Consider the following 24,415-nt stretch of genomic DNA (forward strand, 5'->3'; position numbering starts at 1 on the left):
AATCGGCAACGCAGGCAAGATATTATTGCCTGCGGCTGTAGCTCCCGCTGGCGGCGAAGCTTGCGGAATCGATCAAACTATTATTCAAAAGAAATCGGCCTGCGGCGAATGTTCATCACATTTCCGCAACCGTCCTGTCGTTGATCGCCAACCATGGATTTTATATTTCCGGACCGGTTCAGGGAGCCGCCGCATGCTCGCCGCAAAACGAAAAACAAAAACACCGGTCCTCGTGGAACGCATCGATCAATTCGTCGGCCAGGTCAAAGAGGCGATGAAAAACGACGACGCCGCGCGAAACAGAAAAATCCGCGATCTGTGGGATGCCGAGGTCCGCTACCATTTCGACAATGGCCGCACCGAAAAGACGCTCGAACTCTACATCATGAAATATCGCAATGCGCTGAAGGCCGAGTTCGGCGTGAAGAGCACGCCGCTTGCCATCTGCAACATGAAGAAGCTGCGCGAGCGGCTGAACACCTATATTTCGCGCGGCGACTATACGAAAACCGGTGTGGCGACCTCCATCGTCGAGAAAATCGAGCGGGCGGAGTTCAACACCGCCGGCCGCAAGCCGACGGTGCTTCTGCGCATCGCCGATTTCATTTCGGCGATGAACGGCATGGGAACGAAAGAAGAGATGCAGGCCCTGTGGAACGCCGAGATCGGCACCATGAAGGGCAGAGCCCAGACCACGATCATCTCCTACATCACCAAATATCGTAACGCCATCCGCGAAGCCTTCGGCGACGAGCACCCGATGCTGAAGATCGCCACTGGCGATGCCGCCATGTATGACGATGCACGCCGGGTGAAGATGGAGAAGATCGCCAGGAAACATGGCGCGCTGATCACCTTCGAGAATTACCGGCAGGTTCTGAAGATCTGCGCCGATAAGCTTCTGTCGGCCGACCCCCTGATGATCGGCATCGGCCTGATCGGTATGACCGGCCGCCGCCCCTACGAGGTCTTCACCCAGGCGGAATTTTCGCCTGCCCCCTATGGCAAGGGTGTTTCCAAGTGGAGCATCCTCTTCAACGGCCAGGCCAAGACGAAACAGGGCGAAGGAACGAAATTCGGGATTACCTATGAAATCCCGGTGCTTGCCCGCTCGGAAACCATTCTGGCCGCCTATAGGCGCCTGCGCGAAAGCGGACAGGGAAAATTGTGGCATGGCATGTCGATCGACGATTTTTCGTCGGAAACCCGCCTGCTGCTCAGGGACACGGTTTTTAACCTGTTCGAGGATCTCTGGCCGAAGGAAGAGCTTCCGAAGCCCTATGGCCTCCGGCACCTCTATGCCGAGGTGGCCTTTCACAATTTCGCGCCGCCGCATGTGACCAAGAACAGCTATTTCGCCGCCATTCTCGGGCATAATAACAACGACCTCGAAACCTCGCTGTCCTATATGACCTATACGCTGCCGGAAGATCGCGCCGATGCGCTGGCGCGGGCAAAGCGCACGAATGAACGGACGTTGCAGCAAATGGCGGCAATCGCGCCGGTTTCCCGCAAGGCTTGACGTTATAGGTCTTTCGCATTTTCCGGACGAAAACCGCTCCGCGGCTTTACTGGAAATGCTCGGCCGCGGATTTCAGTCCTCCGCGGCCAGCCGTCTCGTTCGTCAAGTCCGCGCGTCGCCAGACGTGCGGTAAAGCAGTGTCAGCACCGTCAGCATCAGTCCCAAAAGGGCGACCGAGCCGAAAATGTAGAAATTCCATTCAGGCGCCAGGCCCCTTTGCAGGACCGCACCGCCGATCATCGGCCCGGCAATGCCGCCCAGCCGCCCAACCGCCAGCGAGAAACCGAGACCCGTACCGCGAATGTGGACCGGATAAAACCGCCCGACCAGAACATTGGCGAGAATCTGGGTTCCGATGGTGCCTGCGCCCGCAAGCGCGACGAAGGCATAAAGAAGCGGCCCCTTGTTGACAGTCAGGGCGAAGATAGAGACAGCACCGATGGCGAACAGGATCGCCACAACCACCTTGACGTTGCCCTTGTCCGCAAACCGCCCGCCGATGAGGATGCCGATCGCAGCACCGACATTGAGCATGACGGAAAAGCCAAGCGCCGAACTGATGTCATAACCCATCCTGTTCATGATGGTGGGCAGCCAGTTGACCATGCCGAAGGTCAGCAGCAGCGAGCAGAAGTGAATGCCCCAGGCATTCAGCGTCGAAAGCAGCCGGCCTTCCGAGAATAGCGCACCGACACCGCCCTTTTGAATTTTCGCATGCGGCACGATGCGTTGCAGGCCGTAGCTGTCGCAAATGCCGTCAGCTTCCGCCTGCCGGCCCTTGCTGGCCAGCCATTCCGGCGATTCCGGCAGAAACCGCATGAAGACCGGCAGAAGAATGAGCGGCAGACCGCCGATCAGCATCAAGGGCCGCCAGCCATAGGCCTCCAGAAGCAGGATGCCCATGACGCCGGAAATGATGCCGCCGATAAGATAACCGAGGAAGGACAGGGAATTGGCCTGCGCCCTGCGCTGCGGCGGCGAAAATTCCAGCACCAGCGCGGTCACCGTCGGCAACAGCGCGCCGAGCCCGAGACCGGCGAAGAAACGCGTGATTTCGAAGGCGAGAAAATTCGGCGTCATGGCCGAGGCGATCATCATCGCCGAAAAGCCGGCGAGACTGAGAAGAACCACCTTCCGACGGCCTATGCGGTCGGCCATGGTGCCGGCAAAAAGCGCGCCCAGCAGCATGCCCACCAGCGTCAGGGCGGCGGCGCGCCCGACCATGGCCGGGTTGAGCGCCCATGCGCTTTCTTTCAGGAGCGCCGGTGCGACCGCGCCATAAACGACCAGATCGTAACCGTCGAACATGATCATCAGGCCGCATGTCGCGATAACGCCGGCGGGGTTCTTCGTCCGCACAGAGGCGGCGCTCATATAATTCGTGGACATGTTCCTGCCTTTCACGTCTGAACGCGCCATCCGGAATGGATCGGCATCTGCCGTTCAAGCGATAGCTCCGCGCGTATCCGACGTTCTCCAACCTCATATGTGTCCCGTTCCTGTCAAGCCACATATCGCCGGCATCACCCGTCTTCGCACGGCGCTGAATCCGCTTTGACAGTCATGCGCGGATGATTTGTGCCATGTATTTTGGGTTTCTGCCCGCCTTGTTTTGCCTGAGTTTGATGCTGCGCCAGTCGTTGCGGCTTCGAACCATGTTGATCGCGAAGTGCCGGTTCAAACATGCCGGTCTCCAAATCACCGACACTCTTCAATCACGCCAAATCGTTCAGGGAAGAAACGTTAACCCGAGTTCAGGGCCGCAGGTTGTGGGGCCGAAGCTATTGAACCGGATGGATTGTGCCGGTACAGCCGATAGGCGCACCTCAGCAGTTGCGCAGATGGTTCTCAAACGGGGATTTGCTCGTGTCCTATCAATTCACCGATTCGGTACCCTACCTGCTCAACTGGGTGGGCGTTCGGCTTGGCGAGCGCTTTTCAGTGAGGCTGGCCTCCTACGACGTCACCCTGCCGATGTACCGCGTGCTGGCAGCGCTGAGGCAGCAGGAGAGCAAGACGCTGACCGAGCTGTCGGACATGGTGTCGGTGGAAATTTCCACCCTGTCGCGGCTCGTGGGCCAGATGGTCCGCCGCAATCTCGTCAGCCGCGAACGGCCTCTCGACAATGCGCGCATCGTGCGCATCACCCTCACCCCGAAGGGCGAGGAACTGGCCGATGAGCTCATGCCCATCGCCGCCATGTTTGAAAGAACCGCCATCGAAGGCCTCGATCCCGCTGAAGTGAAACTTTTCAAAAGCATCCTGCGCCATATCGGCCGCAACATCTCCAGCCTCTGACATCGAAAGCCGGCGCAGCCAATGGGCTCCGGCTGAAAGCAGCCGGAAATCCAGGGCGCGCCCGACGATCTTCCCGTGCAATGTACTTGCAACAAGCGGTTCCTATCCCTGCGGCGTGTCCCGCAGCTGAAAGGAATTTCCATGTCCAACAGAGCCTCATTCGCAGTCCCGGCCGCAATCGCCCTTATCGCCGGCGCATCGATATTGCTGGCGGCCTGTGCCTCGACCGTCATGAAAAGCTATATTGGCGCGCCCATTACCAGCGTGATGCTGGATTACGGGCCGCCGGACAATATCTACAGCATGGGTTCCGGCCAGCAGGCTTTTCAATGGCGGAAGAAAAAGACGCAGGTCGTTGCCGGCTCATCGAGCGGCGAGGTGCGGACAACACGGCGCGGCGAGCGTTACGAAGTGTCCGAAACCCCCGCCTATGTCGAGCGCATCGACTGCTATTATACATTCTACACCCGCAATTCCGGCGGCGAATGGTACGTGACAAGCTTCCGGCAGCCTCCGCTCGAATGCGAATGACCGTTTCCGGTTTTCACCCCGGCGCCGCATGTTTTGTCTTCCATGCTGGTTTGCCGCCGCTTCCATCCGGAAAGCGGCGGTATTCTTTTGAAAATTCTCCCTGGGCTCTGTCATGGGAGGGGCCTGTCAGAAGCGATAGTTCAGACCGGCCTTGATGACGTGATCGCTGACATCGGTCTTCGACCTGCCGCTGGATGTGGTCGTGGCCACATTTCCCGTGCTCACATAATTATATTCGAACTTTGCCGAGAGGCCGCCGCCAAAGCTCTGTTCGACGCCTGCCCCGACCAGATAACCCTGTTTCCAGCCATCGGGGCCTGTCACGCCGTTGCCATCCTTGAACCTCGTCGTGGTCAGGCCGGCCGTGCCGTAAAGAAGCGTCTGATCGAGCGCCACACCGGCCTTCACCTTGGCCGCAGCCCGGAAACGCTCCCGCAAACGGCCGTTCGGCACCCGCGCCTCATTGCCGAGATAGGACCCCTCGAGTTCCGCACCGACGACGCCGGAACCGAACTGGAAGTTATAACCGGCCTGAACACCCCCCGTCAGACCACGGCCGCTGGCCAGTGGGTTGAATTTCGGGGAGGCGACGCCGCCATGGACGCCGACATAGGCCCCGCCCCAGGAAAAGGCCGGCTGATTGCCGTAATCGAAGGATTGCTGCGTATTGTAGTTGGTAAGATCGGCGGAATAGGCATTGCTGGCAACCGCAATGACTATAGTTACCGCGACAAGCGATTTCTTGATGATCGGCATGAATGACTCCAGACGAAACCGATGCGCCATGGCCTGACGCCCCCAGGGTTTCAGTTTGCGTTGAAGAACCGGAAGCCGGTTCCCGTTCATCTCCTGCGCCCTGTCAGCAGACATGCGGATGAGCTCAGCAGATACGGGCATTTTCGCCGTGAGAATTACGCCTGCATTGCATGCGGCTATTTTGATTAGAAATAATTTATTTATTTAATATAGTTAGATTGATTTCTTTAACCAGATATTAAGGAATTTCGCCCTCGGAACCAGCCCGTCGCGCAGAGTTTCACGGGCTAGGCGGGTCCAGCCGCAGTGGCGTTCGAGACCAGGGACCGGATTTCCAGCCGCACGCAGAAGCCGGGATTGAGATCGAGGAACAGAACCCGCCCGCGATGAAGCTCGGCCGCTTTCTGGACCAGATTCAATCCAAGGCCTGCGCCCGGCGAATTGGCGTTAACGCGGTGAAACGGCTCGAACACCTGCTCGCGCTCCGAGGCGGGTATGCCCGGCCCCTCATCGCAGACCTCGATAACTCCTGCCGGATCGACGCGGATCGTGATTGCCCCCTTGCCGCCGGCGTGATCGATCGCGTTGCGCACGAGGTTGACCACCGCCATCTCGATGATCGACGTCTGCACCGTGAAGATCGCCGCGCCTTCGCTCGGTTCGAAGTCGAACTCGTAACCGGCATCCATGGCAATGGGGGCGAGGTCACACGCGATGCGTTCGACAAGCTTGTTGAGATCGCGCCGCTCGGCCGGCAATTGCACCACGCCGACCGCCTGCATTTCCAGCAACTGATGCGCAACGCGCGTGAGGCGGTCGATATCCGCCCGCAGCTGACGGCTCAGCGCGTCATCGGGCAGAAGATCCGCTCTCGTCCGCGCTATTGCGATCGGCGTCCTCAACTCATGCGCGGCATCGGCAAGAAAGCGGTTACGACGATTATACCCCTCATCCAGCTTGGAAAGCGCAAGGTTGAAAGCATCCACAAGAGGAATGATTTCGCTGGGCACGCTGGAACGATCGATGCGGGCGGAACGGTTCTCGAAGTCGATCGATTTCGCCTGCCTGACCGTTTCCATGAGGCCGCTGAGTGAACGGCCGACCGCGCGGGGGGTGACGAGCAGCGTCGCGATGCCCGTCAGCATCAACATGGGCACGACGGCAATGAAGATGACGAAGCCCAAAGCGGGCAGCACGGTCAGCCAGCGGATGGCGCCGTCGGCATCCTTTTCGAGATCGAGATCCATATTGATCCAGATACTGAGACCGTCATTCGGGAAACCCTTCTCCGTTCCGGCAATGAATTGCAGGCGTCCGGCGGGCGTATCGCGATTTTCCATGGTCGCCCGGATTGTTTCCGCAGCTTCCAGACGCGCCATTTCAATACTGCGGGGAAACTCTGCCGTCAGCGCGGGTGCGGGGATCTCTCCATATTGCAATACGATCTTGTCAGCGTCCCGCGCCAGAAACCAGAGATTCGGATAGCGCTGTTTAAGCTCCGCCAATTCAGGCGTCGCCGATACCTGCACCCGGCCCTGCCCATCCCTTGTCACGCTTTCCGCAACAATGCGGACGGCCTCTTCATTGGCGCCCTCCAGTCGCGGATCGATGATCCAGATCCAGCCGACAAGCAGGATGACAAAGAAGACGAGCAGGAACGCCTGCAAGGCGAACAGGCGCTTCATCAGCCCCCATCGCAGCGATCGGTTGCGTTTTTCCTTCATGAAGCCAACCGGATAAGATAGCCGATATTGCGCACCGCCCTGATCTCCACGGTGGCCTCGGCCTGCGCCAGCTTCTTTCTGATCCGGGAAATATGGGCATCGAGCGCATTCGACTCGATCTCGTCATCCAGCGTATAAACCGCCTCGATCAGATTCGATCGCGTCACGATACGGTTCGGCCGTCGCATCAGGGCCTCCAGCACCAGATATTCGCGGCGGCGAAACTCGATGATGGAACCGGCAACACTGATTTCGCTGCTCTTCGGATCGATGCTCAGATTGCCAAAACTCACATATTTGTCGGAAACCGAGGGGCCGCGCCTGTGCAGCGCACGAAGGCGGGCGAGCAACTCCTCGATTGCAAAGGGTTTGGCGAGATAATCGTCTGCCCCGGCATCGAGCCCGTCAACACGATGGTCAACACTTCCGAGCGCCGTCAGAACGAGGATCGGCACGGAATGTTTTCTCCGGCGAAGCGAGGCTACCAGGTTCAGCCCTTCGCCATCGGGAAGACGGCGATCCAGCACCAGGACATCGTAGGTTCCATCGCGCGCTAGAGCTTCGGCGTCGCTGATGGTGCTGACGTGATCGGCGAGAACATCCCGACGGCGCAGGGCTTCAAGCAGCGCGCGCGCCATTTCGGGTTCATCCTCAAGAAGCAAGATTCGCAATGACTTTCCCCAAAGATGGATTCTTGCCATCCCCACCACTGGTCGGTGAATATTGCAGCTACATTGCAGGAGGGCGGGAGCCAATTCACCCTGTACCATCTTGCCGGATATAATCCGACCGGCATAGCGCCTGTTTTCACGATACGGGATGTCATCAGGCAATATAGCGGCCGGCCGCGTCAGGCCCCCGAACCCGGCCGGTATCCGTGTCTCGCGTAAAACCGGTCAAGTTCGCGCGGCTGCGGCATCTCGCCGGTATAGATGGCGATATAGTCCGGAATCCTTTGCATCCGCACCGCCACATCTTCCTCGGACTGCATGGAGATATAACCGATCTGCACGAGATAGGTGGTCCGCGCACGCACATCTGCGGTGTTTTCACCGTGGCCGAAACGCACGAACATGCGCGAAAGCGCCGCCATCCTCATTTCGTCGGCTTTGCGTACTTCCGCGAGAATCTCGTCGGACTGCAGGGCCCAGCTTCGAACCGCAAATTCAAATCTGCTGTCGAACAGCGCAGAATCGAGCCAGCAATCGAAAACATTCAGCATGGCTTCGGCCAGGGTTTCGGCATAGGCCTCCGACTGCCTGACGATGCTTCCGGTGTTTTTCTCCCGCCAGCGGGCGATGAGCGCGGCCAGCAGCTCCTCCCTATCCCTGAAGAACCAGTAGAAGCTCGTGCGCGACAGATTGAGCTTTTTTGCCAGAGGCAGGATTTTGACGGAATCCACACCGGATTCCAGCAGGGCCTGATAGGCCGCCTCAAGCCACCCCTCGTGCGAGCCGCGCCAGCCTGTCTCGTTTAATGTCGCTTCCATGATGATTTCCTATCAAATCGGTCTGGTCGCGACAAGGCGAATGTCCACCCATGTCGAAAGCCAATACACATGTGTTTTCTTAATTGACACATATGTACATTTTCACTTAGCCTCTTCCTATCGATGTTTCCCGGAGCAGGCTGTATGACGATTGACCCCCTTCTTCAGCCCTACCAGCTGAAACACCTCACATTGCGAAACCGCATCATCGTCACTTCGCATGAACCCGCCTATCCGGAGGACGGCATGCCGAAAGGACGTTATCGTGCCTATACGGTGGAGCGGGCGAAAGGCGGCGTCGCCATGACGATGACGGCCGGCTCCGCCGCCGTCTCCAGGGACAGCCCGCCCGTCTTCAACAATCTGCTCGCCTACAAGGATGAAATCGTTCCCTGGATCAGGGAGATGACCGATGCCGTGCATGATGAAGGCGCGGCGATCATGATCCAGCTCACGCATCTCGGCCGCCGCACCCGTTGGGACAAGGGCGATTGGCTGCCGATCCTTGCACCATCCCATCATCGCGAAGCAGCGCATCGGGCCTTTCCGAAGAAGATCGAAGACTGGGATATCGAACGCATCATAAAGGACTTCGCCGACGCCGCGGAGCGCATGAAGGCGGGCGGCATGGACGGGGTGGAGCTGGAAGCCTATGGCCATCTCATCGACCAGTTCGTTTCACCGCTGACCAACGAACTGGACGGCCCCTATGGCGGCCCGCTGGAAAACCGCATGCGTTTCTGTCTTGACGTCTTCAGGGCGATGCGCGAACGCGTCGGCGACGATTTCATCCTCGGAGTCCGCTATACGGCCGATGAATGTCTTGAAGGCGGAACTGGAAAGGCGGAAGGTCTCGAGATTTCCAGACGGCTGAAGGAGAGCGGCCTGATCGACTACCTCAATGTCATCAGGGGCCATATCGACACCGATCCCGGCCTGACCGACGTCATTCCCATTCAGGGCATGGCCAATGCGCCGCATCTCGATTTCGCCGGTGAAATCCGCGCTGCGACCAGCTTTCCAACCTTCCACGCCGCGAGGATCCAGGATGTCGCAACCGCCCGATACGCGATATCCTCCGGCAAGGTCGACATGGTCGGCATGACACGCGCCCATATGACCGACCCGCATATCGTGCGCAAGATCATGGAAAAGCGGGAGGACGATATTCGCCCCTGCGTCGGCGCCAATTATTGTCTCGACCGTATCTATCAGGGCGGTCTCGCCTTCTGCATTCACAATGCGGCAACCGGCCGCGAGGAAACCATGCCGCACGAAATTGCCAGAGCGGCCGAGCGCCGGAAGGTGATCGTCGTCGGCGCCGGTCCGGCCGGGCTAGAGGCCGCACGCGTCTGCGCCGAACGCGGCCATGAGGTGGTCGTCTTCGAGGCAGCCAACGATCCGGGCGGCCAGGTCCGCCTGACCGCCCAGAGCGAACGCCGCCGCGAAATGATCAGCATCGTCGACTGGCGCATGAGCCAGTGCGAAAGGCTCGGCGTCACGTTTCATTTCAACAGCTGGGCGGAGGCGGACAAGGTTCTTTCGGAAAAGCCCGATGTCGTCATCATTGCCACCGGCGGTCTGCCGCATACCGATATATTGTCCGAGGGCAACGATCTCGTCGTCTCGGCATGGGATATCATTTCCGGAGACGTCAAAGCCGGCACGAATGTGCTGGTGTTCGACGATGCCGGCGATCATGCGGGCCTGCAGGCCGCCGAGTTTCTCGCAAAGGCCGGGGCGAAAGTAGAGATCATGACGCCTGACCGCGCTTTCGCCCCGGAAGTCATGGCCATGAATCTCGTCCCCTATATGCGCTCCCTACAGAAACTCGACGTCACTTTCACCGTCACCTACCGGCTGGAGGCGGCGGAGAAAAACGGCAATCAGCTCATCGCCCATGTCGGCAGCGATTATGGCGGCGTGGCGAAATCGAGGACCGTGGACCAGATCGTCGTCAATCACGGCACAGTGCCGCTGGACGAGCTGTATTTCGAACTCAAACCCGGCTCGAAGAACCTCGGCGAAATCTCCTATGACGCCCTGCTTGCCGGAGCGACCCAGAGTGTGGAACGCAACCCGGAAAGCGCCTACCAGCTCTTCCGGATCGGGGATGCGGTCGCCGCGCGCAACACCCATGCAGCGATCTACGATGCGCTGCGTCTGGCAAAGGACATCTGATACTGCATGCCGGATCGCACCATCGGACCGGACAGTCAGCGCCACGACGTGACAGGCAGAGGCGGAACAAATCTGCCTCCGCCGCGATAGGGATGCAGGGCCGGCAGCGGTTTCAGGCCTGAATCAAGGCAATGCCCCGGCTCTTGAACCCCAGCGTCACATCGCTCGCCGCCGGCAGACTGGTCTCCACGGCATGGTCGACAATGAAAAGCGTCCCGATATCGGTCTCCACCTCATATTCGACGTGGCCGCCGAGATAGGCGCTGTGCAGCACCCGGCCGGTAAGTCCCTGCCCGCCCGGCCGACCGATGGAAATCGAACCGGGACGAACCGCAAGCTTTGCGGGACCCGGCCGGGCGTTGCGGGCCGCGACCCGATGATCGATGCCGCCGACACGGATCACCGCATCGGCTCCTTCGATGCCAACCACCTCGCAACCGACAACATTCGCCTCGCCCATGAAATCGGCGATGAAGGCGGAGGCCGGCGCTTCGTAAAGATCGCGTGGCGCACCCGACTGGGCGATCTCGCCATCCTTCATCACGATGATCCGGTCGGAAACGGCCAGCGCCTCATCCTGATCATGCGTCACATAAACCGCCGTGAAACCCAGCCTCTGCTGCAATTCGCGGATTTCGGTGCGGACCCGGCGACGAAGGCGGGCATCGAGGTTGGAAAGCGGCTCATCGAGCAACAGCACCTGCGGCTCAAGCACCAGCGCACGCGCGACCGCGACGCGCTGCTGCTGACCGCCGGAAAGTTCGGCGGGCAGGCGATGGCCCATGCCGGCAAGACCGACGAGCTTCAGCCCCTCTTCCGCCTTTTCCCGCGCTTCCGCCTTGCGCAGCCCGGAGGATTGCAGGCCGTAGGCGACATTGTCCAGCGCCGTCATATGCGGGAAAAGCGCATAGGACTGGAAGACCATCGAGACATCGCGCTCATTGGCGGGCAGCATGGTCACATCCTTGTCGCCGATCAGGATGCGGCCCGAGGTCGGATGCTCAAGGCCCGCCAGCATGCGCAGCGTCGTCGTCTTGCCGCAGCCGGAGGGACCGAGCAGGGTGACCAGCGTGCCGGGCTCGATGGTGAGCGACAGGTCGGGAATGGCGGTGAAAGCACCGAAAGTCTTGCAGACATTCTGAAAGGTGACGGAGCCGGGTTTTACGGAAATCATGCGGTTTTCTCCTGAGCGAGAGGAACGGAGGAAGCGGAGGGCAGGCCGGCGACGCGGTTTTCGCGCCGCAGGCGACGCTCGCCGACAATGAGCTGGAAGCCTGTGATGACGGTGATCATCACCACGATCAGCATGGAGGAATAGGCGATCGCCACCCCATATTCACCGTTCTCGACAAGGCCGACGATATAGGAGGTCGCCATGTTGTATTCGGCGCTGACGAGGAAGATGACGGCGCTGATGGAAGTGATGGCGCGCACGAAGGAATAGACCAGTGCGGCCGTGATCGCGGGCCTCAGGAGCGGCAGGATAACCTTGCGGATGGTGCGGAAACTATTGGCCCTGAGCGTCAGCGAGGCCTCGTCGAGGCTCTTGTCCAGCTGGCTCATCGCCGCGATGCCGCCGCGCACGCCGACCGGCATGTTGCGGAAGACGAAGCAGGCGATCAGGATCAGCGCCGAGCCGGTCATTTCCACCGGCGGCAGGTTGAAGGCCATGATGTAGCTGACGCCGATGACCGTGCCGGGAATGGCAAAGCTCATCATCAGCGCGAATTCGAAGAGGTTCCGCCCGGCGAATTTCTGCCGCACGATGATATAGGCGGTCAAAAGACCGACGGCAGCGGTCAGCGGCGCGGAGACCAGCGCGATCTTCATGGTCGTCCAGAACGAGTTCCAGGCCACGCCGGTCCAGGCAATCGAGCCATTGGAGAAGCTGATGGAAAAGGCGCGGACGTAGTGGTCTAGGGTCAGGGAATTGTCGAGACCCCATGTCTTCACGAAACCGCCCACAAGGATCATGCCATAAACGACGATGGTGAAGACCATCCACGGCACGACGACGGCGTGAACGCCGATGGACAGGCCACGCGGCAGCGCTATATGCGCGCCGCTGTCACCCTTGCCCGTCACCGTCGCAAAATTCTTGCCTGCCAGCCAGAAGCGCTGGGCAAGGAAGGCAGAAAGCGTAAAGCACAGCAGGATGATCGCCAGAACCGCAGCACGCGACGGATCGTTCTGCGAACCGACGACGGCGAAGAAGATTTCCGTCGACAGCACGCCATGGGTGCCGCCAAGCACCAGCGGATTGCCGAAATCCGCCATGCTTTCGATAAAGCCGATCAGGAAGGCATTGGCGAGACCGGGTTTCATCAGCGGCAGCGACACCCGCCAGAAGGTGCGCCAGCGGTCGGCGCGCAGCGTCTGCGACGCTTCTTCCATCGACGGGCTGACACCTTCGACCACGCCGATCAGCACCAGAAACGAGATGGGCGTGAAGGACAAAACCTGCGCGATCCAGATGCCCGTCATGCCATAAAGCCAGCGACCCGGTTCTATGCCGAAGAGATAGGAAAGCCACTCAGTGACGACACCGGCGCGGCCGAAAAGCAGCGTCAGGGCAAGACCGATGACGAAAGGCGGTGTGATGATCGGCAGAACCGTCAGAAGCCGCAGGCCCTTCTTGAAGGGAAAGCGCGTGCGGGTGGCGATCAGGGCAAAGCCGAGACCGAGCACGGTCGAACCGAAGGCCGTCATCAAAGCGAGGAACAGCGTGCGCCACGCAACGCCGCAACGCTCTTCGCCCATCACGCAGCCAAGGCTCCATATGCCGGGATCCTTGATATTGCGGATAAAGCCATCGGCATTGAAGGAGCCGTCGAAATCCTGAACGGAGGCGACCAGCATGCTGCCGATTGGATAGAAGACAAAGACCGTGACGAGGAAAACCAGAACGGAAATGGCGCCGACGACGAAGGCGTCGCCTTTCATGACGCCGCGTTCGGCAAGCCCGAAGGCAAAAAGCAGCACGAAGACGAACGACATGACGACCGCGCCGGCCCCCATGGACGGCTGACCGTCGGCAAGCATGCCGAAAAGGTTTTCGCTCACCGTCCAGCTCCAGCCGGTAAAGCCGATGGCCAGCCCCTGCAAGGCGAGGAAAACGAGCCCGGCAGCGCCGATGACGGCAAGCAGCCCGCCGCGCCGCATCGGATCACGGATCGGCCGGACAAGACACGCGGCGAGGAAAAAGACAACGACGCCGACCAGCCATGGTTTTCCATAGGACAGGATCTGCAGCAGACCAGACGCGCTGCTGGCGGAAGAGAAAAATCCGGAAAGCCAGCGGAGGCTGAAAAAGCCACCTTCGATGCGATACCAGGGGAGAAGAATGAGGGCAAAAGCCCCGAGCGCCAGGACGATGTCCAGCCTGCGATTGCCACGTGTCATGGCCGACCTCGCTTGTTTCATGCCGATGAAAGAGTGGCGGACACCCCGGCTTAAAAAGCCGGGATGCCTGTCGCCGGAGTTAAGATCAGCGGTTCAGATCAGTTTGCGACCGCACCGACCTCGCGGTCCCAGCGTTCCAGCAGCGCCTTGCGCTTGGCCGGATCGCCATAGGTCTTGAAGTCGTAGTCGATGAGCTTGATGTCCTCGAACTTCGGCGCTTCCTTCGGCACTTCCGCCGTCTTGTTGGAGGGAAGCTGGAAGGACTTGGCGTCCTTCATGCGCGACTGCACTTCCGGCGTGAGCGCCCAGTCGTACCAGGTCTTCGCATTATCGAGGTTGCGGGCGCCCTTGATGATCGACATGGAGCCGATTTCATAGCCGGTACCTTCGCAGGGCGCGATGGACTTGACCGGGAAACCTTCCGCCGTCTGCGCTACCGCATCATGCATGAAGACGATGCCGAGCGCCGTTTCGCCGCGCGCCGCCGCCTTGACCGGCGCCGAGCCGGACTTGGTATATTGCGAGATATTGGCGTTGAGCTTCTTCAGATAGTCGATCGCCTGATCCTCGCCCATGATCTGCACCAGCGACGCCAGCGCCGTATAGGCGGTGCCGGACGAATTCGGATTGGCGATCTGGATTTCGCCCTTCAGTTCCGGCGCCAGCAGATCAGCCCAGCACTTCGGCTCCTTGTAACCCTTGGACTTGAAGATTTCGGTGTTGTAGCCCCAGCCCAGCGCCCCGGCATAGACGCCGACAGTCCTGTAACCGGTGCTTTCAGCCTGCTTTACGGCCCAGTCCTGCAATTGGTCCAGCATCGGCGACTTGTATTCGAGCGTCAGGTTTTCGGATGCCGCCTGCATGTGCGGATCGCCGGTGCCGGCCCACCAGATATCGGTCTTCGGGTTGCGGGCTTCCGCACGCACCTTGGCATAGGTCTCGCCCGAAGACAGGCGCACCATATTGACCTTGATGTCATGCGACTTTTCGAAATCGCCCTTCATCTGCTCGCAGATGACGACATCGGCCGAGCAGATCAGGTTGAGTTCGCCTGCCGCCTGCGCGGAAACGGCGCTGAGCGCCGTGCCGGCAAAAAGCAGGGTGGAAAGTATCGTCAGTCGCATGGTTATCCTCCTGTAGCTTGCGTCTGAATTCTTGGGCCGCGCGCAGACATGGCGCGGCCGGTCGTCGCACCTTGCGGCGCGCACGCTGTCTTTTCGGGATTCTGGTTTTGGCCCTACTGGGTCTGGCTCGGGTGGATCTCGCTGTCGAAGCGGCTCAATAACCGACTTCGCTCTTCCGGCTGCCCAAAGGTGGCGAAGTCGTAATCCACCATCTTGATCATCGATATGTCAGGCGCCGTCAGCGGCAATGTCGCCCGGGCATTGGAGGGCACCTGGTTCTGGCCCGCCGCAGCCCCGGTCGCCTGCCCTTCCGGGCTCAGCGCAAATTCCACGAAGCTTTGCGCAAGGGCAGCGTTGCGGTTGCCCTTGACGATGCTGACAGCCCCGATCTCGTAACCGGTGCCCTCGCAGGGGGCGACGATAACAAGCGGAAACCCTTCGGTCTTCTGCGTCACCGCATCATGCATGAAGGAAATTCCGATCAGGACCTCGCCCCGCGCCGCCGCCTTGACGGGCGCTGCACCCACCTTGGTGTAGCCCACGACGTTCTGATTGAGCTTCGTCATGAAACCGAAAGCCTCCTCCTCGCCGAAGAGCTGAACGAGGGTGGCCAGCATGGTGAAGGCCGTGCCGGAATAGTTCGGGTTTCCGGTCAGGATATGGCCGCGATAGACATCCTTCGCGAGGTCCTTCCAGCAGGTGGGTGCGGGCAGGTTGTTCTTCGCGAGCAGCTCCGAATTATAGGCAAAACCCAGCGCGCCGGCATAAATTCCCGCAGACCGTGATCCCGACATCACGGAGAAATTCTGCGCCCAGGGCAACAAATCCTGCTGGTGGGCGGGCCGGTATTCATCCAGCAACCCTTCCGAACCCGCCTGCAGATGGGTGTCGCCAGTACCGCCCCACCAGACATCGACGGTGGGATGCGACCGCTCTGCGCGGATCTGATCGAGGATTTCACCGGTGCTCTTGCGAACCATCGAAATCTCAAGACCCGTCTTTGCCTCGAACGCCCGCTGCATGGCCACGCACCAGGCCTCGTCGACGCCGCACAGGACGTTCAACTTCGGCTCGGCCATGCCATGCCCTGCGCCGCACAGCCATAGGACCATGCTCGCCGCAAGTGCGGTCAATCGTTTCACTTAAAGCCTCCCTGCCTGGAACCTCCCCGTTCCAGTCTCCACCAACAGCATGTCATATCCTGCCCGCATCGCAATCGAAGAATGGTTACCAATCTTTCACCGCACCGCCGAACAAGATTACAGATATTACAATTATGACAGGAGAGATAACCAGCGAGCCTTTGAAGATCGCCGCAGCCGCGCCTATGATGAAGGCGGGAGGAAGATTCAGTGCTTAATCAGAAGGTTCACATTCTGATCGTCGAGGACGATCCTGATATGGCCGAGCTTATCTCGGACCTCGTCGAGGCCGAGGGCTGGCTGCCCACCTGCGCCCGCTCGGCCGAGGAGGCGGAGGAAATATTGGCGCGGGACAGGATGCAGCTTGTGCTTGTCGATCACAACCTGCCCGGCACATCCGGGCGCACCTTCGCCCAGCGGCTGCGCAGCCAGATCGATATCGGCATCGTCATGGTCACCGCGGCCGGCAGCGCCGCCGACCGGGTGCTCGGCCTGGAGACGGCCGCCGACGATTATGTGGTCAAACCCTTCGAATCCATCGAACTCACGGCGCGGATCAAAGCCGTTCTGCGCCGGACCATCCCTTCGCTGAAACAGGAGAAGGACAACGAAAAGGACCATGGCCGCACGGCGCTGCGCCTCGGCGACTGGGCGATCGATCTCGATGCCCGCCGCGCCGTCTGCCTTGCCGACCGCAGCCGAACGCTGACCAGCGCCGAATTCGCACTTCTGGAGATTCTCGCCGAAACGCCCAACCAACCCGTCAGCCGCTCGCAGATTCTCGACCGGCTGGGCGCGGAAAGCGACCGTTATATCGACAGGAACGTCGATGTGCTGGTGCTGCGGCTGCGGCGCAAGATCGAGATAAATCCCGATCTGCCGCGCCATATCAAGACACGGCGCGGCAAGGGTTACGTGCTTCATACCGGCGAGGGTGAACTCTCGCCGTGATCAGCCGCTCCTTCCTCTCATCCATCGCCTTTCGGCTGCCCTTTGCGATCGTCTTTACCTGCATCCTCGTCTTCAGCCTGTCGGCCATCGCCATTTACGGGCTGCAGCGCGCCCGCGATGAAATGGCGGCCTATGGCCTGCAGGCCTTTTCCAGTCTTGCCAAGGCCTCGCTTGTTTCGCGACAGGTTTCCGATCTCGTCTCCAGCGCACCGTTCCTGATGAACGCCGCCTCACCCTATCGCGTTTCCAGCGAAAGCCGCTCCGTGGTCCAGCAGGTCGACCTGCTGCTGCAGATGACGGCGCCGGGCAGCGGCGAGCGGGCGGCACGCGGCTTTTCGAGCGAACGCATCGTGGAACTGCTGCAGCTCATCCGGACGCAGACGCTCGATCTCGCCAGGGATGCCGACGCGGCGCAGGCCCACAAGGCGGAAGCGGCGGCGGCGCTCGGCGAAATCGCCACCGGTCGCGGCATCGCCGATCCAGAACTGCGCAGGCGCATGAACGGCATCGTGCAGGCCGCATCCGCATCCGACAGCCTCTTCCAGCTTGGCGAACTGCGCCGCCGTTATGTGGCCGAAACCGCGGCCCGCCAGCAGGGTTACCCCGGCGAGCGGCTGCCGGTGGCGGAGATGCAGCCCTATGAGCGGGTCTTTGAAGCCCAGAGCCGTTATCTCCTGGAAATGTTTGCCATCCGCGCCTCGGTCTCCCGGCTTCACACCGTGTCGCGCGATCTCTCCCATGTCACGGAAACCCAGGGAGATGCGGTTGCCCGCAGCCTCAACGAGGATCTGATTTCCACATCGGACGCGCTTAGCCGGCTACTTATCATCGTCGCCGTGGCGTCCCTTCTGGTTCTGGTGGTGGCGATCTTCTCGATCCGCTCGGTGATGCGGGTCTCACGCGGGATCGCCTCGCTTTCCAACGGCATGAATGCACTTGCCAAGGGGGAGAAGGATGTCGGTCCGCCATCCTATAGCGGCTCCGAGACGGAGCTGATCCGCCTGCTCGACGCCTTCCGCGCCTTTCATGAGAGTGTCGACCGCGTCTCGCGCCTCCGGCGCACGGCGGAAGCCGCGGCCCGAACCATCCGCTCGACCTTCCGCAACATGAATGAGGGCATTGCACTGTTCGATCCGGCCGGGCGGCCGATCACCATGAACCGCCGCATCATCGAACTTGTCGGACGCTCCGGTTCGTCGCGAAAACTGCCGCTGCGACGGTTTGTCGAAGCGATCCCGGAAATCGATCCGGCGCTGCTGCCCTTCGATGCAGAGCCGGGGGAATTGCCCGACCGCGCCGTCGTACGCCATCGCACCGACGATCAGCGGGTGATCGAAATATCGATGTCACGCCAGCCCGATGGCGGCATCGTGCTGCTTGCCCGCGATGTGACAGCGCTGGACCGGCAGGAAGCGGAAGCGGTAAAAGCCCAGAGGCTTGATGGCATCATGCGCATGACCCATCAGGTCAGCCACGAGGTGGGCAATATGATCGGCATCATCACCGGCAGCCTTGGCCTCCTGGAACGCGAAGCCGGCTTCAACGATCGCCAGAACCGGCATATCGCCCGCATCCGCAAGGCGGCGGATCGCGGCCGGTCTCTGGCCAGCAGCATGTTGACCATCGGCAGCCAGCAGCCGATCCATCCAAGCGTCATCAATGTCGCCAGCCTGTTGCGCGGCATGGCCGATATTCTGGAAATCGCCGTCGGCCCCAAATGCCGGATCGCGCTCGATATCGATGACGATCTCCCTTCGATACCGCTGGACCCGGCCCTTTTCGAGCAGTCCATCCTCAATCTCTGCCTCAATGCCGCAGCCGCCATGCCCGATGGCGGCCTGATTTCCATTGCGGCCACGGCCGAAAAGGATGCGCTGATGGTCGCCGTCACCGATGAGGGTGTCGGCATGACACCGGAGGCTGTGGACAAGGCATTCGAGCCCTATTTCACCACGCGGGGAGAGCATGGCGGCGCCGGTCTCGGCCTCGCCATGGTCTACGGTTTCGTCCGCCAGAGCGGCGGCGAAGCGCATATCAGCTCCAGACCCGGCGAAGGCGCGAGAGTGCAGCTGACCTTCCCGGCAAATACCGACCACACTTAACGGGCAAGCTGTGCGGATTCGATCGAATCCGCCAGTATCTCCAGCCCAAGGTCGATTTCCGAATCCGATACCGTCAGCGCCGGCGCAATGCGGAAGACGCCGCCCATGCCGGGCAGCTTGACGATATTCATGCTGAGGCCACGCAACATCGCCTCCTGCATGATGCGCGCACCGAGTTCGAAACCGGGGGCTTTCGTATGCCGGTCGGCGACGACTTCAAGTCCGAGCAAAAGCCCGCGCCCGCGCACGTCGCCAACGCATTCGAACCGCTGCTGCAGCGAGAGCAGCCCCTCCTTCAAACGGTTTCCTCGGGCAATCGCCTGTTCCACCAGACCGTCACGCGCCACCACATCGAGAACCGTCACGCCGACAGCCGCCGGCAGCGGGTCGGAAACATGGGTCGTGTAGAACAGGAAACCCCTCTCGAAGGCCTTCTGCTCGACCTCCGCGCTCGTCATCACCGCCGCGAGCGGCAGGCCGGCGCCGAGCGTCTTCGAGAGCGTCATGATATCCGGCGTCACGCCATCGCGCTGGAAGGCGAACATATGCCCGGTCCGGCCGACACCGGTCTGGGCTTCATCGAGGATGAGCAACATGCCGCGCTCCTCGCACTTTTTCTTCAGGGCAGCGAGATAACCGAGGGGCAATTCGAGGATACCGCCGCTCGACAGGATCGGTTCGGCAATGAAGGCGGCCAGATTGCCGGTCGACTGGCGATCGATCAGTTCGAAGGCATCGTCGAGTTCCGCCTGCCAGTCATTCGATCCATCGGGGTTCTTGAAGCGCGGACGATAGGCATTCGGTGCGGGAATAACGAGCGAGCCGGCGGTGGCCGGACCATAACCCCTGCGACCGGCGCTATAGGTCGCGGATGCCGCAGCGCCTGTCATGCCGTGCCAGCTCTGCGCGAAGGCGACGATCTCGTGCCCGCCGGTGACGAGCTTCGCCATGCGGATCGCCGCCTCGTTGGATTCCGCCCCGGTGGTCAGCAATTGCACCCGATCGAGACCGGGGGCCAGAGCCGCCAGGCGCGCCGCCAGTTCAACGACCGGGCGGGACAACATGCCGGAGAAGAGATGCGCGACCGACGCCATCTGCCGGTTGACGGTGGCGACGATATCCGGATGGGTATGCCCGAGCAAAGCGCTCATCTGGCCGGAGGTGAAATCGAGAATGGCGCGCCCATCCGCGTCATAGACGAAACTTCCCTCGGCCCGTTCGACAATGATCTCCTCAAAGGCCGGCCCGTAGCGGGTCAGGTGTTTATTGGCAGCGGCCCAGAAGACGGGTTCGTCATTGAGCGAAGCAAGATTTTTGGCGAGATTGTCCATGGCGCATTCCCCAAGAGTTTATCTTGCCGAAACATAACAACCCATTGCCACCTCAGTCCAATTGATAGTATTTTACTCCGATATCGATAATTTTGATATCGCCATGCTCGACCTTACGCTGCTGAAGAACTTTATCATTGTCGCTCGCGCTGGCTCCATCAGCGTCGCCGCCGCGCAGATCGGGCGCACTCAATCCGCACTCAGCACCCAGATGCAGCGGCTGGAAGAATTAGTCGGCCACACCCTGCTGCAGCGAACCGGCTCGGGCGTGCGGGTAACGGCAGCGGGCGAGAAGCTGCTCGCCCATGCCGGCGCCCTGCTTGCCCGGCATGATGAAATCCTTGCTGATATGGGCGAGGCGACGCTGCAGGGAACCGTCAGCCTTGGCTGCCCTGACGATTACTCCATCGCCTTCCTGCCGGAACTGCTGAGAGGCTTCTGCAGCACCTATCCGAAAGTTGACCTGCGCATGGTCTGCGCGCCGACCACGGAATTGCGCCCCCTCCTCCAACGTCGCCAGATCGACATGGCGCTGGTCTCGCAATCCGATCCGGACCACGGCGATGTGCTTCGCCACGAGAGCTTCGTCTGGGTGGCGGACAGGCCGGAGCCGGATCTCATCACCAAGGACGTGCTGCCGCTGGCTCTCTCCGCGCCGGTGACCCTCGATCATCGCGCCGCATGCAGCGCCATGGAAGCGGCCAATCGCCGCTACCGCATCGCCTTTGCCAGCAACAGCCTTGCCGGCCTCATCGCAATTGCCCGCTCCGGCCACGCCATCAGCGTGTTGACAAGGACGGCTGTTCCAGCGGACCTGCATATCATCAAAACCGGACTGCCGCCCCTGCCGACCATCGGTATTGCGATCGAGTTTGCCGATCCGCAGATATCTTCCGCAGCCAAGGCGCTGGGCGATCACATCCGCGCCGTTCTTCCGGGTCTCAATCTCTAGCCATTTCGAGACGGCGAACCGGCAGCAGCCCCTCCGCCTTTACTTCACGAAAGTCTTGGTCAGGCCCGCCGTGCGGTCGACGATGAGGACGACGCCAAGGGTCAGCACGATCAGAAGAACGGAAATGGCCGCAACGAGCGGGTCCGCCTGGGTTTCCACATGCTGATACATGGCGACCGGAAGCGTGGTGATGCGCGGGCCGGTGAGGAACAGCGAAATCACGGCTTCATCAAACGAGACAAGAAAGGATAACGCCGCGGTCGCCACCACACCCGGCGCGATCATCGGCATGGTGATGCGGCGGAAGACCGTGAACGGCGACGCCCCGAGCGTGGAGGCCGCCTCCTCGAAGATCAGCGGCAGGCCCGAAAGCGACGTGGTAAGGACACGCAGCGCATAGGGCAGTACGATGATGAGATGCGCAATCACCAGACCGGTGAAGGTGCCGAGCAGGCCAGCGCCGGCGAAGACGATCAGGATCGCGAGGCCGAGGACGATGGTGGGCAGCAACAGCGGCGCGGTGAAGAAGGCGAGAAGCGCATCCGCACCGATCACCCGCATGCGTACGATCGCGTAGGATGCGGGCAGCGCGATCAGCATGGACAGCACGGTGACGATGACGGCGAGAAGGGTGCTGGTGCCGAGCGCCGCCATCATCTTGGAATTGTGCATGAGATCGACATACCAGCGCAGGCTCCAGCCGGAGGGCGGAAAGGTCATGTAGCTGTCGGCCGAAAACGAGATCGGCACGACGAGCACCACGGGCGCCAGCAGGAAAAGGAACATGATGAAGGCGACGATTTTCAGCGCCAGCGGAGCGGGACGTTCTTCCATCTTCGATCTCCTTTTAAAGAATGGCCCGCAGAAGCCGGGAATAAAGCACCAGCGCGGCACCGAAGATCACGAGGATGATCATCGACAGCGTCGCAGCAAGCGGCCAGTTGAGCGTCACGATGGCCTGGTCGTAGATTTCCGTCGCCAGAAGGAAGACGCGCCCGCCGCCGAGCAGCTTGGGGGTGATGAACGAACTGACGGCGAGAACGAAGGAAAGCAGGCAACCGAGCGCGACGCCGGGCATGGTGAGCGGCACGATGATCCGCCAGAATACCTTCCACGGCGATGCGCCGAGTGTTTCGGCCGCCTCCTCGACACGCGGATCGAGCCTGCCGAAACCGGCGAGCAACGCCAGGATCATATAGGGCATCAGGATTTCCGTGAGCCCGATGACGACGCCGACCTTGTTGAACAGCAGCCGCACGCCGCTTTCAGCGCCGAGCGCGAAGAGGATGTTGTTGATGAGGCCGTCATCGGCAAGGATCGCGATCCATCCATAGGTGCGCACCACGGCCGAGGTCAAAAGCGGCGAAATGACCAGCACCAGCAGCAGCGTCTTCCAGCGGCCCTGCGCCCGGTGAAGATAAAGCGCGATGGGATAGGAGGCGATGAGTGTGAGAATCGTGATCAGGAGACTGGTCAGGATGCTCTGGCCGATCAGTTCGATGTAAAAACCGTCGGTCAGCGTGGACGACCAGTTGTCCAGCGTGTGGGCTTCGCCGAGACCGCCGCCGCCAAGGCTTTCACGGAAGGAAAGCAGGAGCAGGTTGAAGACGGGCATGACGAAGGCGAGGCCATTGACGGCGATGATCGGCCCGAGAAGAAGCGTTGCGAGAAACACCATGGAGGATGTGCGGCTGCCGGGAGCCGTGATCATGACCGCCGCTGTCATTGGCCTGCTCCGAAGACCAGCGTGTCCTCCACCCGCCACACGAGGCTGACCGCGCTGCCCGCCGCCACAGGTGTTTCCCCGCCGGAAGTCGCGCGCTCCACCGACAATGTCTGTCCGCCCGCGGCGATCTCGTAGTGAAGGATATCGCCTGCATAATAGACATCGCGAACCTCACCGGCGATGCGATTGACGGGTGCTCCGTCGAAATCGGGTGCGGCGTCGCCGGCAACCGTCATGGCCATGCGGTGCGGCCGTACCATAAGGTCGATGGTACCGTTGTGCGAACCGGGCGCGCGCAACACCGCATCGCCGACCGTGATGTGGTCGCCGGCCGCGTTTCCAACCAGCCTGTTGGTGCGACCGACGAAAGAGGCGACGAAAGCCGTCGCCGGGCGCTCGTAGAGATCATGGGGCGTGCCGAGCTGTTCCAGTCGCCCGCCATTGAGTACGGCGACCTTGTCGCACATGCTGAGCGCCTCGACCTGATCATGCGTGACGAAGATGGAGGTGATGCCGAGCTGTTTCTGGATACGGCGAATTTCGGAACGCATCTCGTCGCGAAGCTTGGCGTCGAGATTGGAAAGAGGCTCGTCGAACAGGAGGATGGAGGGCTGGATAACGAGCGCACGCGCCAGCGCGACGCGCTGCTGCTGGCCACCGGAAAGCTGGGCGGGGCGGCGGTCCTCCCGCCCTTCCAGACGCACCATGGCAATCGCTTCGCGTGCACGCCGTTCCGCTTCCGCAGCCGGCACCTTGCGCATTTCGAGACCGAACATGACGTTCTTGAGGACCGTCATATGCGGGAAAAGCGCATAGCTCTGAAAAACGAGGCCAATGTCGCGCTTGTAGGGCGCAAGCTGGGTCACATCCTTGCCATCGATCAGGATCGAACCTGACGTCACGGGCGCGAGGCCGGCAATCATGCGCAGCGATGTCGACTTGCCGCAGCCGGATGGACCGAGGAAGGCAACCAGCTCGCCCTTGGGTATCTCGAGATTGAGATTATCCACGGCGACCATGGTCTCGTAACGCTTGGTCAGTGATCGAATAGAGAGAAATCCTGGCTGCATGATATCTGAAGTTCCCATTCTGGCTTTTTGCCTTTCCCCAGAACATGCCCAACCCGCAGGGGTCTCGGACATGCCCTGTCCCTTGATCTATGCAGTCGGGGCGGAAACTTGCTG

The 24,415-nt window shown here is 60.9% G+C and carries 21 protein-coding genes; 7 read left to right on the plus strand and 14 right to left on the minus strand.

Going from position 1 to position 24,415, the window contains the following annotated elements:
• Window positions 1-193: 193 nt before the first annotated feature.
• Window positions 194-1,522, plus strand: a complete 1,329-nt coding sequence (locus N5D22_RS25965; protein WP_279657912.1) for a telomere resolvase — start codon at window positions 194-196, stop codon at window positions 1,520-1,522.
• Between the two features lie 102 nt (window positions 1,523-1,624).
• On the opposite strand, the gene N5D22_RS25970 is transcribed toward N5D22_RS25965, so the two are convergent.
• Window positions 1,625-2,911 (minus strand): aromatic acid/H+ symport family MFS transporter, encoded by a 1,287-nt coding sequence (locus tag N5D22_RS25970; RefSeq protein ID WP_279657911.1) that lies wholly within the window; start codon window positions 2,909-2,911, stop codon window positions 1,625-1,627.
• Window positions 2,912-3,045: 134 nt separating this feature from the next.
• The gene (locus N5D22_RS25975; RefSeq protein WP_279657910.1) at window positions 3,046-3,207 is read right to left on the minus strand and encodes a hypothetical protein; all 162 of its coding nucleotides are present in this window, start codon (window positions 3,205-3,207) and stop codon (window positions 3,046-3,048) included.
• Between the two features lie 181 nt (window positions 3,208-3,388).
• Here N5D22_RS25975 and N5D22_RS25980 point away from each other — a divergent pair, with 181 nt between their 5' ends.
• Window positions 3,389-3,820: a MarR family transcriptional regulator gene (locus tag N5D22_RS25980; RefSeq protein ID WP_279657909.1), complete on the plus strand. Its 432-nt coding sequence runs from the start codon at window positions 3,389-3,391 to the stop codon at window positions 3,818-3,820.
• A gap of 141 nt (window positions 3,821-3,961) precedes the next feature.
• Window positions 3,962-4,351 carry a hypothetical protein gene (locus N5D22_RS25985; protein ID WP_279657908.1) on the plus strand — a complete coding sequence of 130 codons (390 nt, stop codon included), beginning with the start codon at window positions 3,962-3,964 and terminating at the stop codon, window positions 4,349-4,351.
• A gap of 126 nt (window positions 4,352-4,477) precedes the next feature.
• Here the strand turns inward: N5D22_RS25985 and N5D22_RS25990 are convergent, their stop codons facing one another.
• The 4 genes from N5D22_RS25990 to N5D22_RS26005 all read right to left on the minus strand — a co-directional run bounded on the left by N5D22_RS25990 (window position 4,478) and on the right by N5D22_RS26005 (window position 8,320).
• The gene (locus N5D22_RS25990; RefSeq protein WP_279657907.1) at window positions 4,478-5,107 is read right to left on the minus strand and encodes a porin family protein; all 630 of its coding nucleotides are present in this window, start codon (window positions 5,105-5,107) and stop codon (window positions 4,478-4,480) included.
• 287 nt (window positions 5,108-5,394) lie between these two features.
• Entirely contained in the window at window positions 5,395-6,831 is a 1,437-nt protein-coding gene (locus N5D22_RS25995) for a HAMP domain-containing sensor histidine kinase (RefSeq protein WP_279657906.1), read from the minus strand.
• The gene (locus tag N5D22_RS26000; RefSeq protein WP_279657905.1) at window positions 6,828-7,502 is read right to left on the minus strand and encodes a response regulator transcription factor; all 675 of its coding nucleotides are present in this window, start codon (window positions 7,500-7,502) and stop codon (window positions 6,828-6,830) included. Before N5D22_RS26000 ends, N5D22_RS25995 begins: the two co-directional genes overlap by 4 nt.
• Before the next feature lie 179 nt (window positions 7,503-7,681).
• On the minus strand, window positions 7,682-8,320 hold the full coding sequence (locus tag N5D22_RS26005; protein WP_279657904.1) for a TetR/AcrR family transcriptional regulator: 639 nt from the start codon (window positions 8,318-8,320) through the stop codon (window positions 7,682-7,684).
• A 144-nt stretch (window positions 8,321-8,464) separates the two neighbouring features.
• Here N5D22_RS26005 and N5D22_RS26010 point away from each other — a divergent pair, with 144 nt between their 5' ends.
• Window positions 8,465-10,501 (plus strand): NADH:flavin oxidoreductase, encoded by a 2,037-nt coding sequence (locus N5D22_RS26010; RefSeq protein ID WP_279657903.1) that lies wholly within the window; start codon window positions 8,465-8,467, stop codon window positions 10,499-10,501.
• Between the two features lie 112 nt (window positions 10,502-10,613).
• Here the strand turns inward: N5D22_RS26010 and N5D22_RS26015 are convergent, their stop codons facing one another.
• From N5D22_RS26015 to N5D22_RS26030, 4 genes are all read right to left on the minus strand, one after another.
• Window positions 10,614-11,675, minus strand: a complete 1,062-nt coding sequence (locus tag N5D22_RS26015) for an ABC transporter ATP-binding protein (protein WP_279657902.1) — start codon at window positions 11,673-11,675, stop codon at window positions 10,614-10,616.
• The gene (locus tag N5D22_RS26020) at window positions 11,672-13,903 is read right to left on the minus strand and encodes an iron ABC transporter permease (protein ID WP_279657901.1); all 2,232 of its coding nucleotides are present in this window, start codon (window positions 13,901-13,903) and stop codon (window positions 11,672-11,674) included. The genes N5D22_RS26015 and N5D22_RS26020 overlap by 4 nt, the downstream gene beginning before the upstream one ends.
• Before the next feature lie 98 nt (window positions 13,904-14,001).
• On the minus strand, window positions 14,002-15,027 hold the full coding sequence (locus N5D22_RS26025; RefSeq protein WP_003492136.1) for an ABC transporter substrate-binding protein: 1,026 nt from the start codon (window positions 15,025-15,027) through the stop codon (window positions 14,002-14,004).
• Window positions 15,028-15,140: 113 nt separating this feature from the next.
• Window positions 15,141-16,139: an ABC transporter substrate-binding protein gene (locus N5D22_RS26030; protein WP_279657987.1), complete on the minus strand. Its 999-nt coding sequence runs from the start codon at window positions 16,137-16,139 to the stop codon at window positions 15,141-15,143.
• A 240-nt stretch (window positions 16,140-16,379) separates the two neighbouring features.
• On the opposite strand from N5D22_RS26030, the gene N5D22_RS26035 reads away from it, so the two are divergent.
• Both N5D22_RS26035 and N5D22_RS26040 read left to right on the plus strand, forming a co-directional pair.
• Window positions 16,380-17,120: a response regulator transcription factor gene (locus N5D22_RS26035; RefSeq protein WP_279657900.1), complete on the plus strand. Its 741-nt coding sequence runs from the start codon at window positions 16,380-16,382 to the stop codon at window positions 17,118-17,120.
• On the plus strand, window positions 17,117-19,222 hold the full coding sequence (locus N5D22_RS26040) for an ATP-binding protein (RefSeq protein WP_279657899.1): 2,106 nt from the start codon (window positions 17,117-17,119) through the stop codon (window positions 19,220-19,222). Before N5D22_RS26035 ends, N5D22_RS26040 begins: the two co-directional genes overlap by 4 nt.
• Here N5D22_RS26040 and N5D22_RS26045 read toward each other — a convergent pair.
• Complete coding sequence (locus N5D22_RS26045; protein WP_279657898.1) at window positions 19,219-20,553, minus strand: aspartate aminotransferase family protein; 1,335 nt, start codon at window positions 20,551-20,553, stop codon at window positions 19,219-19,221. The genes N5D22_RS26040 and N5D22_RS26045 overlap by 4 nt on opposite strands.
• 103 nt (window positions 20,554-20,656) lie before the next feature.
• On the opposite strand from N5D22_RS26045, the gene N5D22_RS26050 reads away from it, so the two are divergent.
• Window positions 20,657-21,505: a LysR family transcriptional regulator gene (locus N5D22_RS26050; protein ID WP_279657897.1), complete on the plus strand. Its 849-nt coding sequence runs from the start codon at window positions 20,657-20,659 to the stop codon at window positions 21,503-21,505.
• 39 nt (window positions 21,506-21,544) lie between these two features.
• Here the strand turns inward: N5D22_RS26050 and N5D22_RS26055 are convergent, their stop codons facing one another.
• The 3 genes from N5D22_RS26055 to N5D22_RS26065 are packed head-to-tail and all read right to left on the minus strand — an operon-like array spanning window position 21,545 to window position 24,301.
• Window positions 21,545-22,339 carry an ABC transporter permease gene (locus tag N5D22_RS26055; RefSeq protein ID WP_279657896.1) on the minus strand — a complete coding sequence of 265 codons (795 nt, stop codon included), beginning with the start codon at window positions 22,337-22,339 and terminating at the stop codon, window positions 21,545-21,547.
• A 13-nt stretch (window positions 22,340-22,352) separates the two neighbouring features.
• On the minus strand, window positions 22,353-23,231 hold the full coding sequence (locus N5D22_RS26060; protein ID WP_020010153.1) for an ABC transporter permease: 879 nt from the start codon (window positions 23,229-23,231) through the stop codon (window positions 22,353-22,355).
• Window positions 23,228-24,301: an ABC transporter ATP-binding protein gene (locus N5D22_RS26065; RefSeq protein WP_279657895.1), complete on the minus strand. Its 1,074-nt coding sequence runs from the start codon at window positions 24,299-24,301 to the stop codon at window positions 23,228-23,230. Before N5D22_RS26065 ends, N5D22_RS26060 begins: the two co-directional genes overlap by 4 nt.
• Window positions 24,302-24,415: the final 114 nt, after the last annotated feature.

Source organism: Agrobacterium sp. GD03872, assembly GCF_029840625.1.
GTDB classification, from domain to species: domain Bacteria; phylum Pseudomonadota; class Alphaproteobacteria; order Rhizobiales; family Rhizobiaceae; genus Agrobacterium; species Agrobacterium fabrum_A.

Excerpts from the sequence above, each read along its gene's own strand:
- N5D22_RS25965 (WP_279657912.1), top strand. The coding sequence starts at position 194 with ATGCTCGCCGCAAAACGAAAAACAAAAACACCGGTCCTCGTGGAACGC.
- N5D22_RS25970 (WP_279657911.1), bottom strand. The coding sequence starts at position 2,911 with ATGTCCACGAATTATATGAGCGCCGCCTCTGTGCGGACGAAGAACCCC.
- N5D22_RS25975 (WP_279657910.1), bottom strand. The coding sequence starts at position 3,207 with ATGTTTGAACCGGCACTTCGCGATCAACATGGTTCGAAGCCGCAACGA.
- N5D22_RS25985 (WP_279657908.1), top strand. The coding sequence starts at position 3,962 with ATGTCCAACAGAGCCTCATTCGCAGTCCCGGCCGCAATCGCCCTTATC.
- N5D22_RS25990 (WP_279657907.1), bottom strand. The coding sequence starts at position 5,107 with ATGCCGATCATCAAGAAATCGCTTGTCGCGGTAACTATAGTCATTGCG.
- N5D22_RS25995 (WP_279657906.1), bottom strand. The coding sequence starts at position 6,831 with ATGAAGGAAAAACGCAACCGATCGCTGCGATGGGGGCTGATGAAGCGC.
- N5D22_RS26005 (WP_279657904.1), bottom strand. The coding sequence starts at position 8,320 with ATGGAAGCGACATTAAACGAGACAGGCTGGCGCGGCTCGCACGAGGGG.
- N5D22_RS26010 (WP_279657903.1), top strand. The coding sequence starts at position 8,465 with ATGACGATTGACCCCCTTCTTCAGCCCTACCAGCTGAAACACCTCACA.
- N5D22_RS26015 (WP_279657902.1), bottom strand. The coding sequence starts at position 11,675 with ATGATTTCCGTAAAACCCGGCTCCGTCACCTTTCAGAATGTCTGCAAG.
- N5D22_RS26020 (WP_279657901.1), bottom strand. The coding sequence starts at position 13,903 with ATGACACGTGGCAATCGCAGGCTGGACATCGTCCTGGCGCTCGGGGCT.
- N5D22_RS26025 (WP_003492136.1), bottom strand. The coding sequence starts at position 15,027 with ATGCGACTGACGATACTTTCCACCCTGCTTTTTGCCGGCACGGCGCTC.
- N5D22_RS26030 (WP_279657987.1), bottom strand. The coding sequence starts at position 16,139 with ATGGTCCTATGGCTGTGCGGCGCAGGGCATGGCATGGCCGAGCCGAAG.
- N5D22_RS26045 (WP_279657898.1), bottom strand. The coding sequence starts at position 20,553 with ATGGACAATCTCGCCAAAAATCTTGCTTCGCTCAATGACGAACCCGTC.
- N5D22_RS26050 (WP_279657897.1), top strand. The coding sequence starts at position 20,657 with ATGCTCGACCTTACGCTGCTGAAGAACTTTATCATTGTCGCTCGCGCT.
- N5D22_RS26055 (WP_279657896.1), bottom strand. The coding sequence starts at position 22,339 with ATGGAAGAACGTCCCGCTCCGCTGGCGCTGAAAATCGTCGCCTTCATC.
- N5D22_RS26060 (WP_020010153.1), bottom strand. The coding sequence starts at position 23,231 with ATGACAGCGGCGGTCATGATCACGGCTCCCGGCAGCCGCACATCCTCC.
- N5D22_RS26065 (WP_279657895.1), bottom strand. The coding sequence starts at position 24,301 with ATGCAGCCAGGATTTCTCTCTATTCGATCACTGACCAAGCGTTACGAG.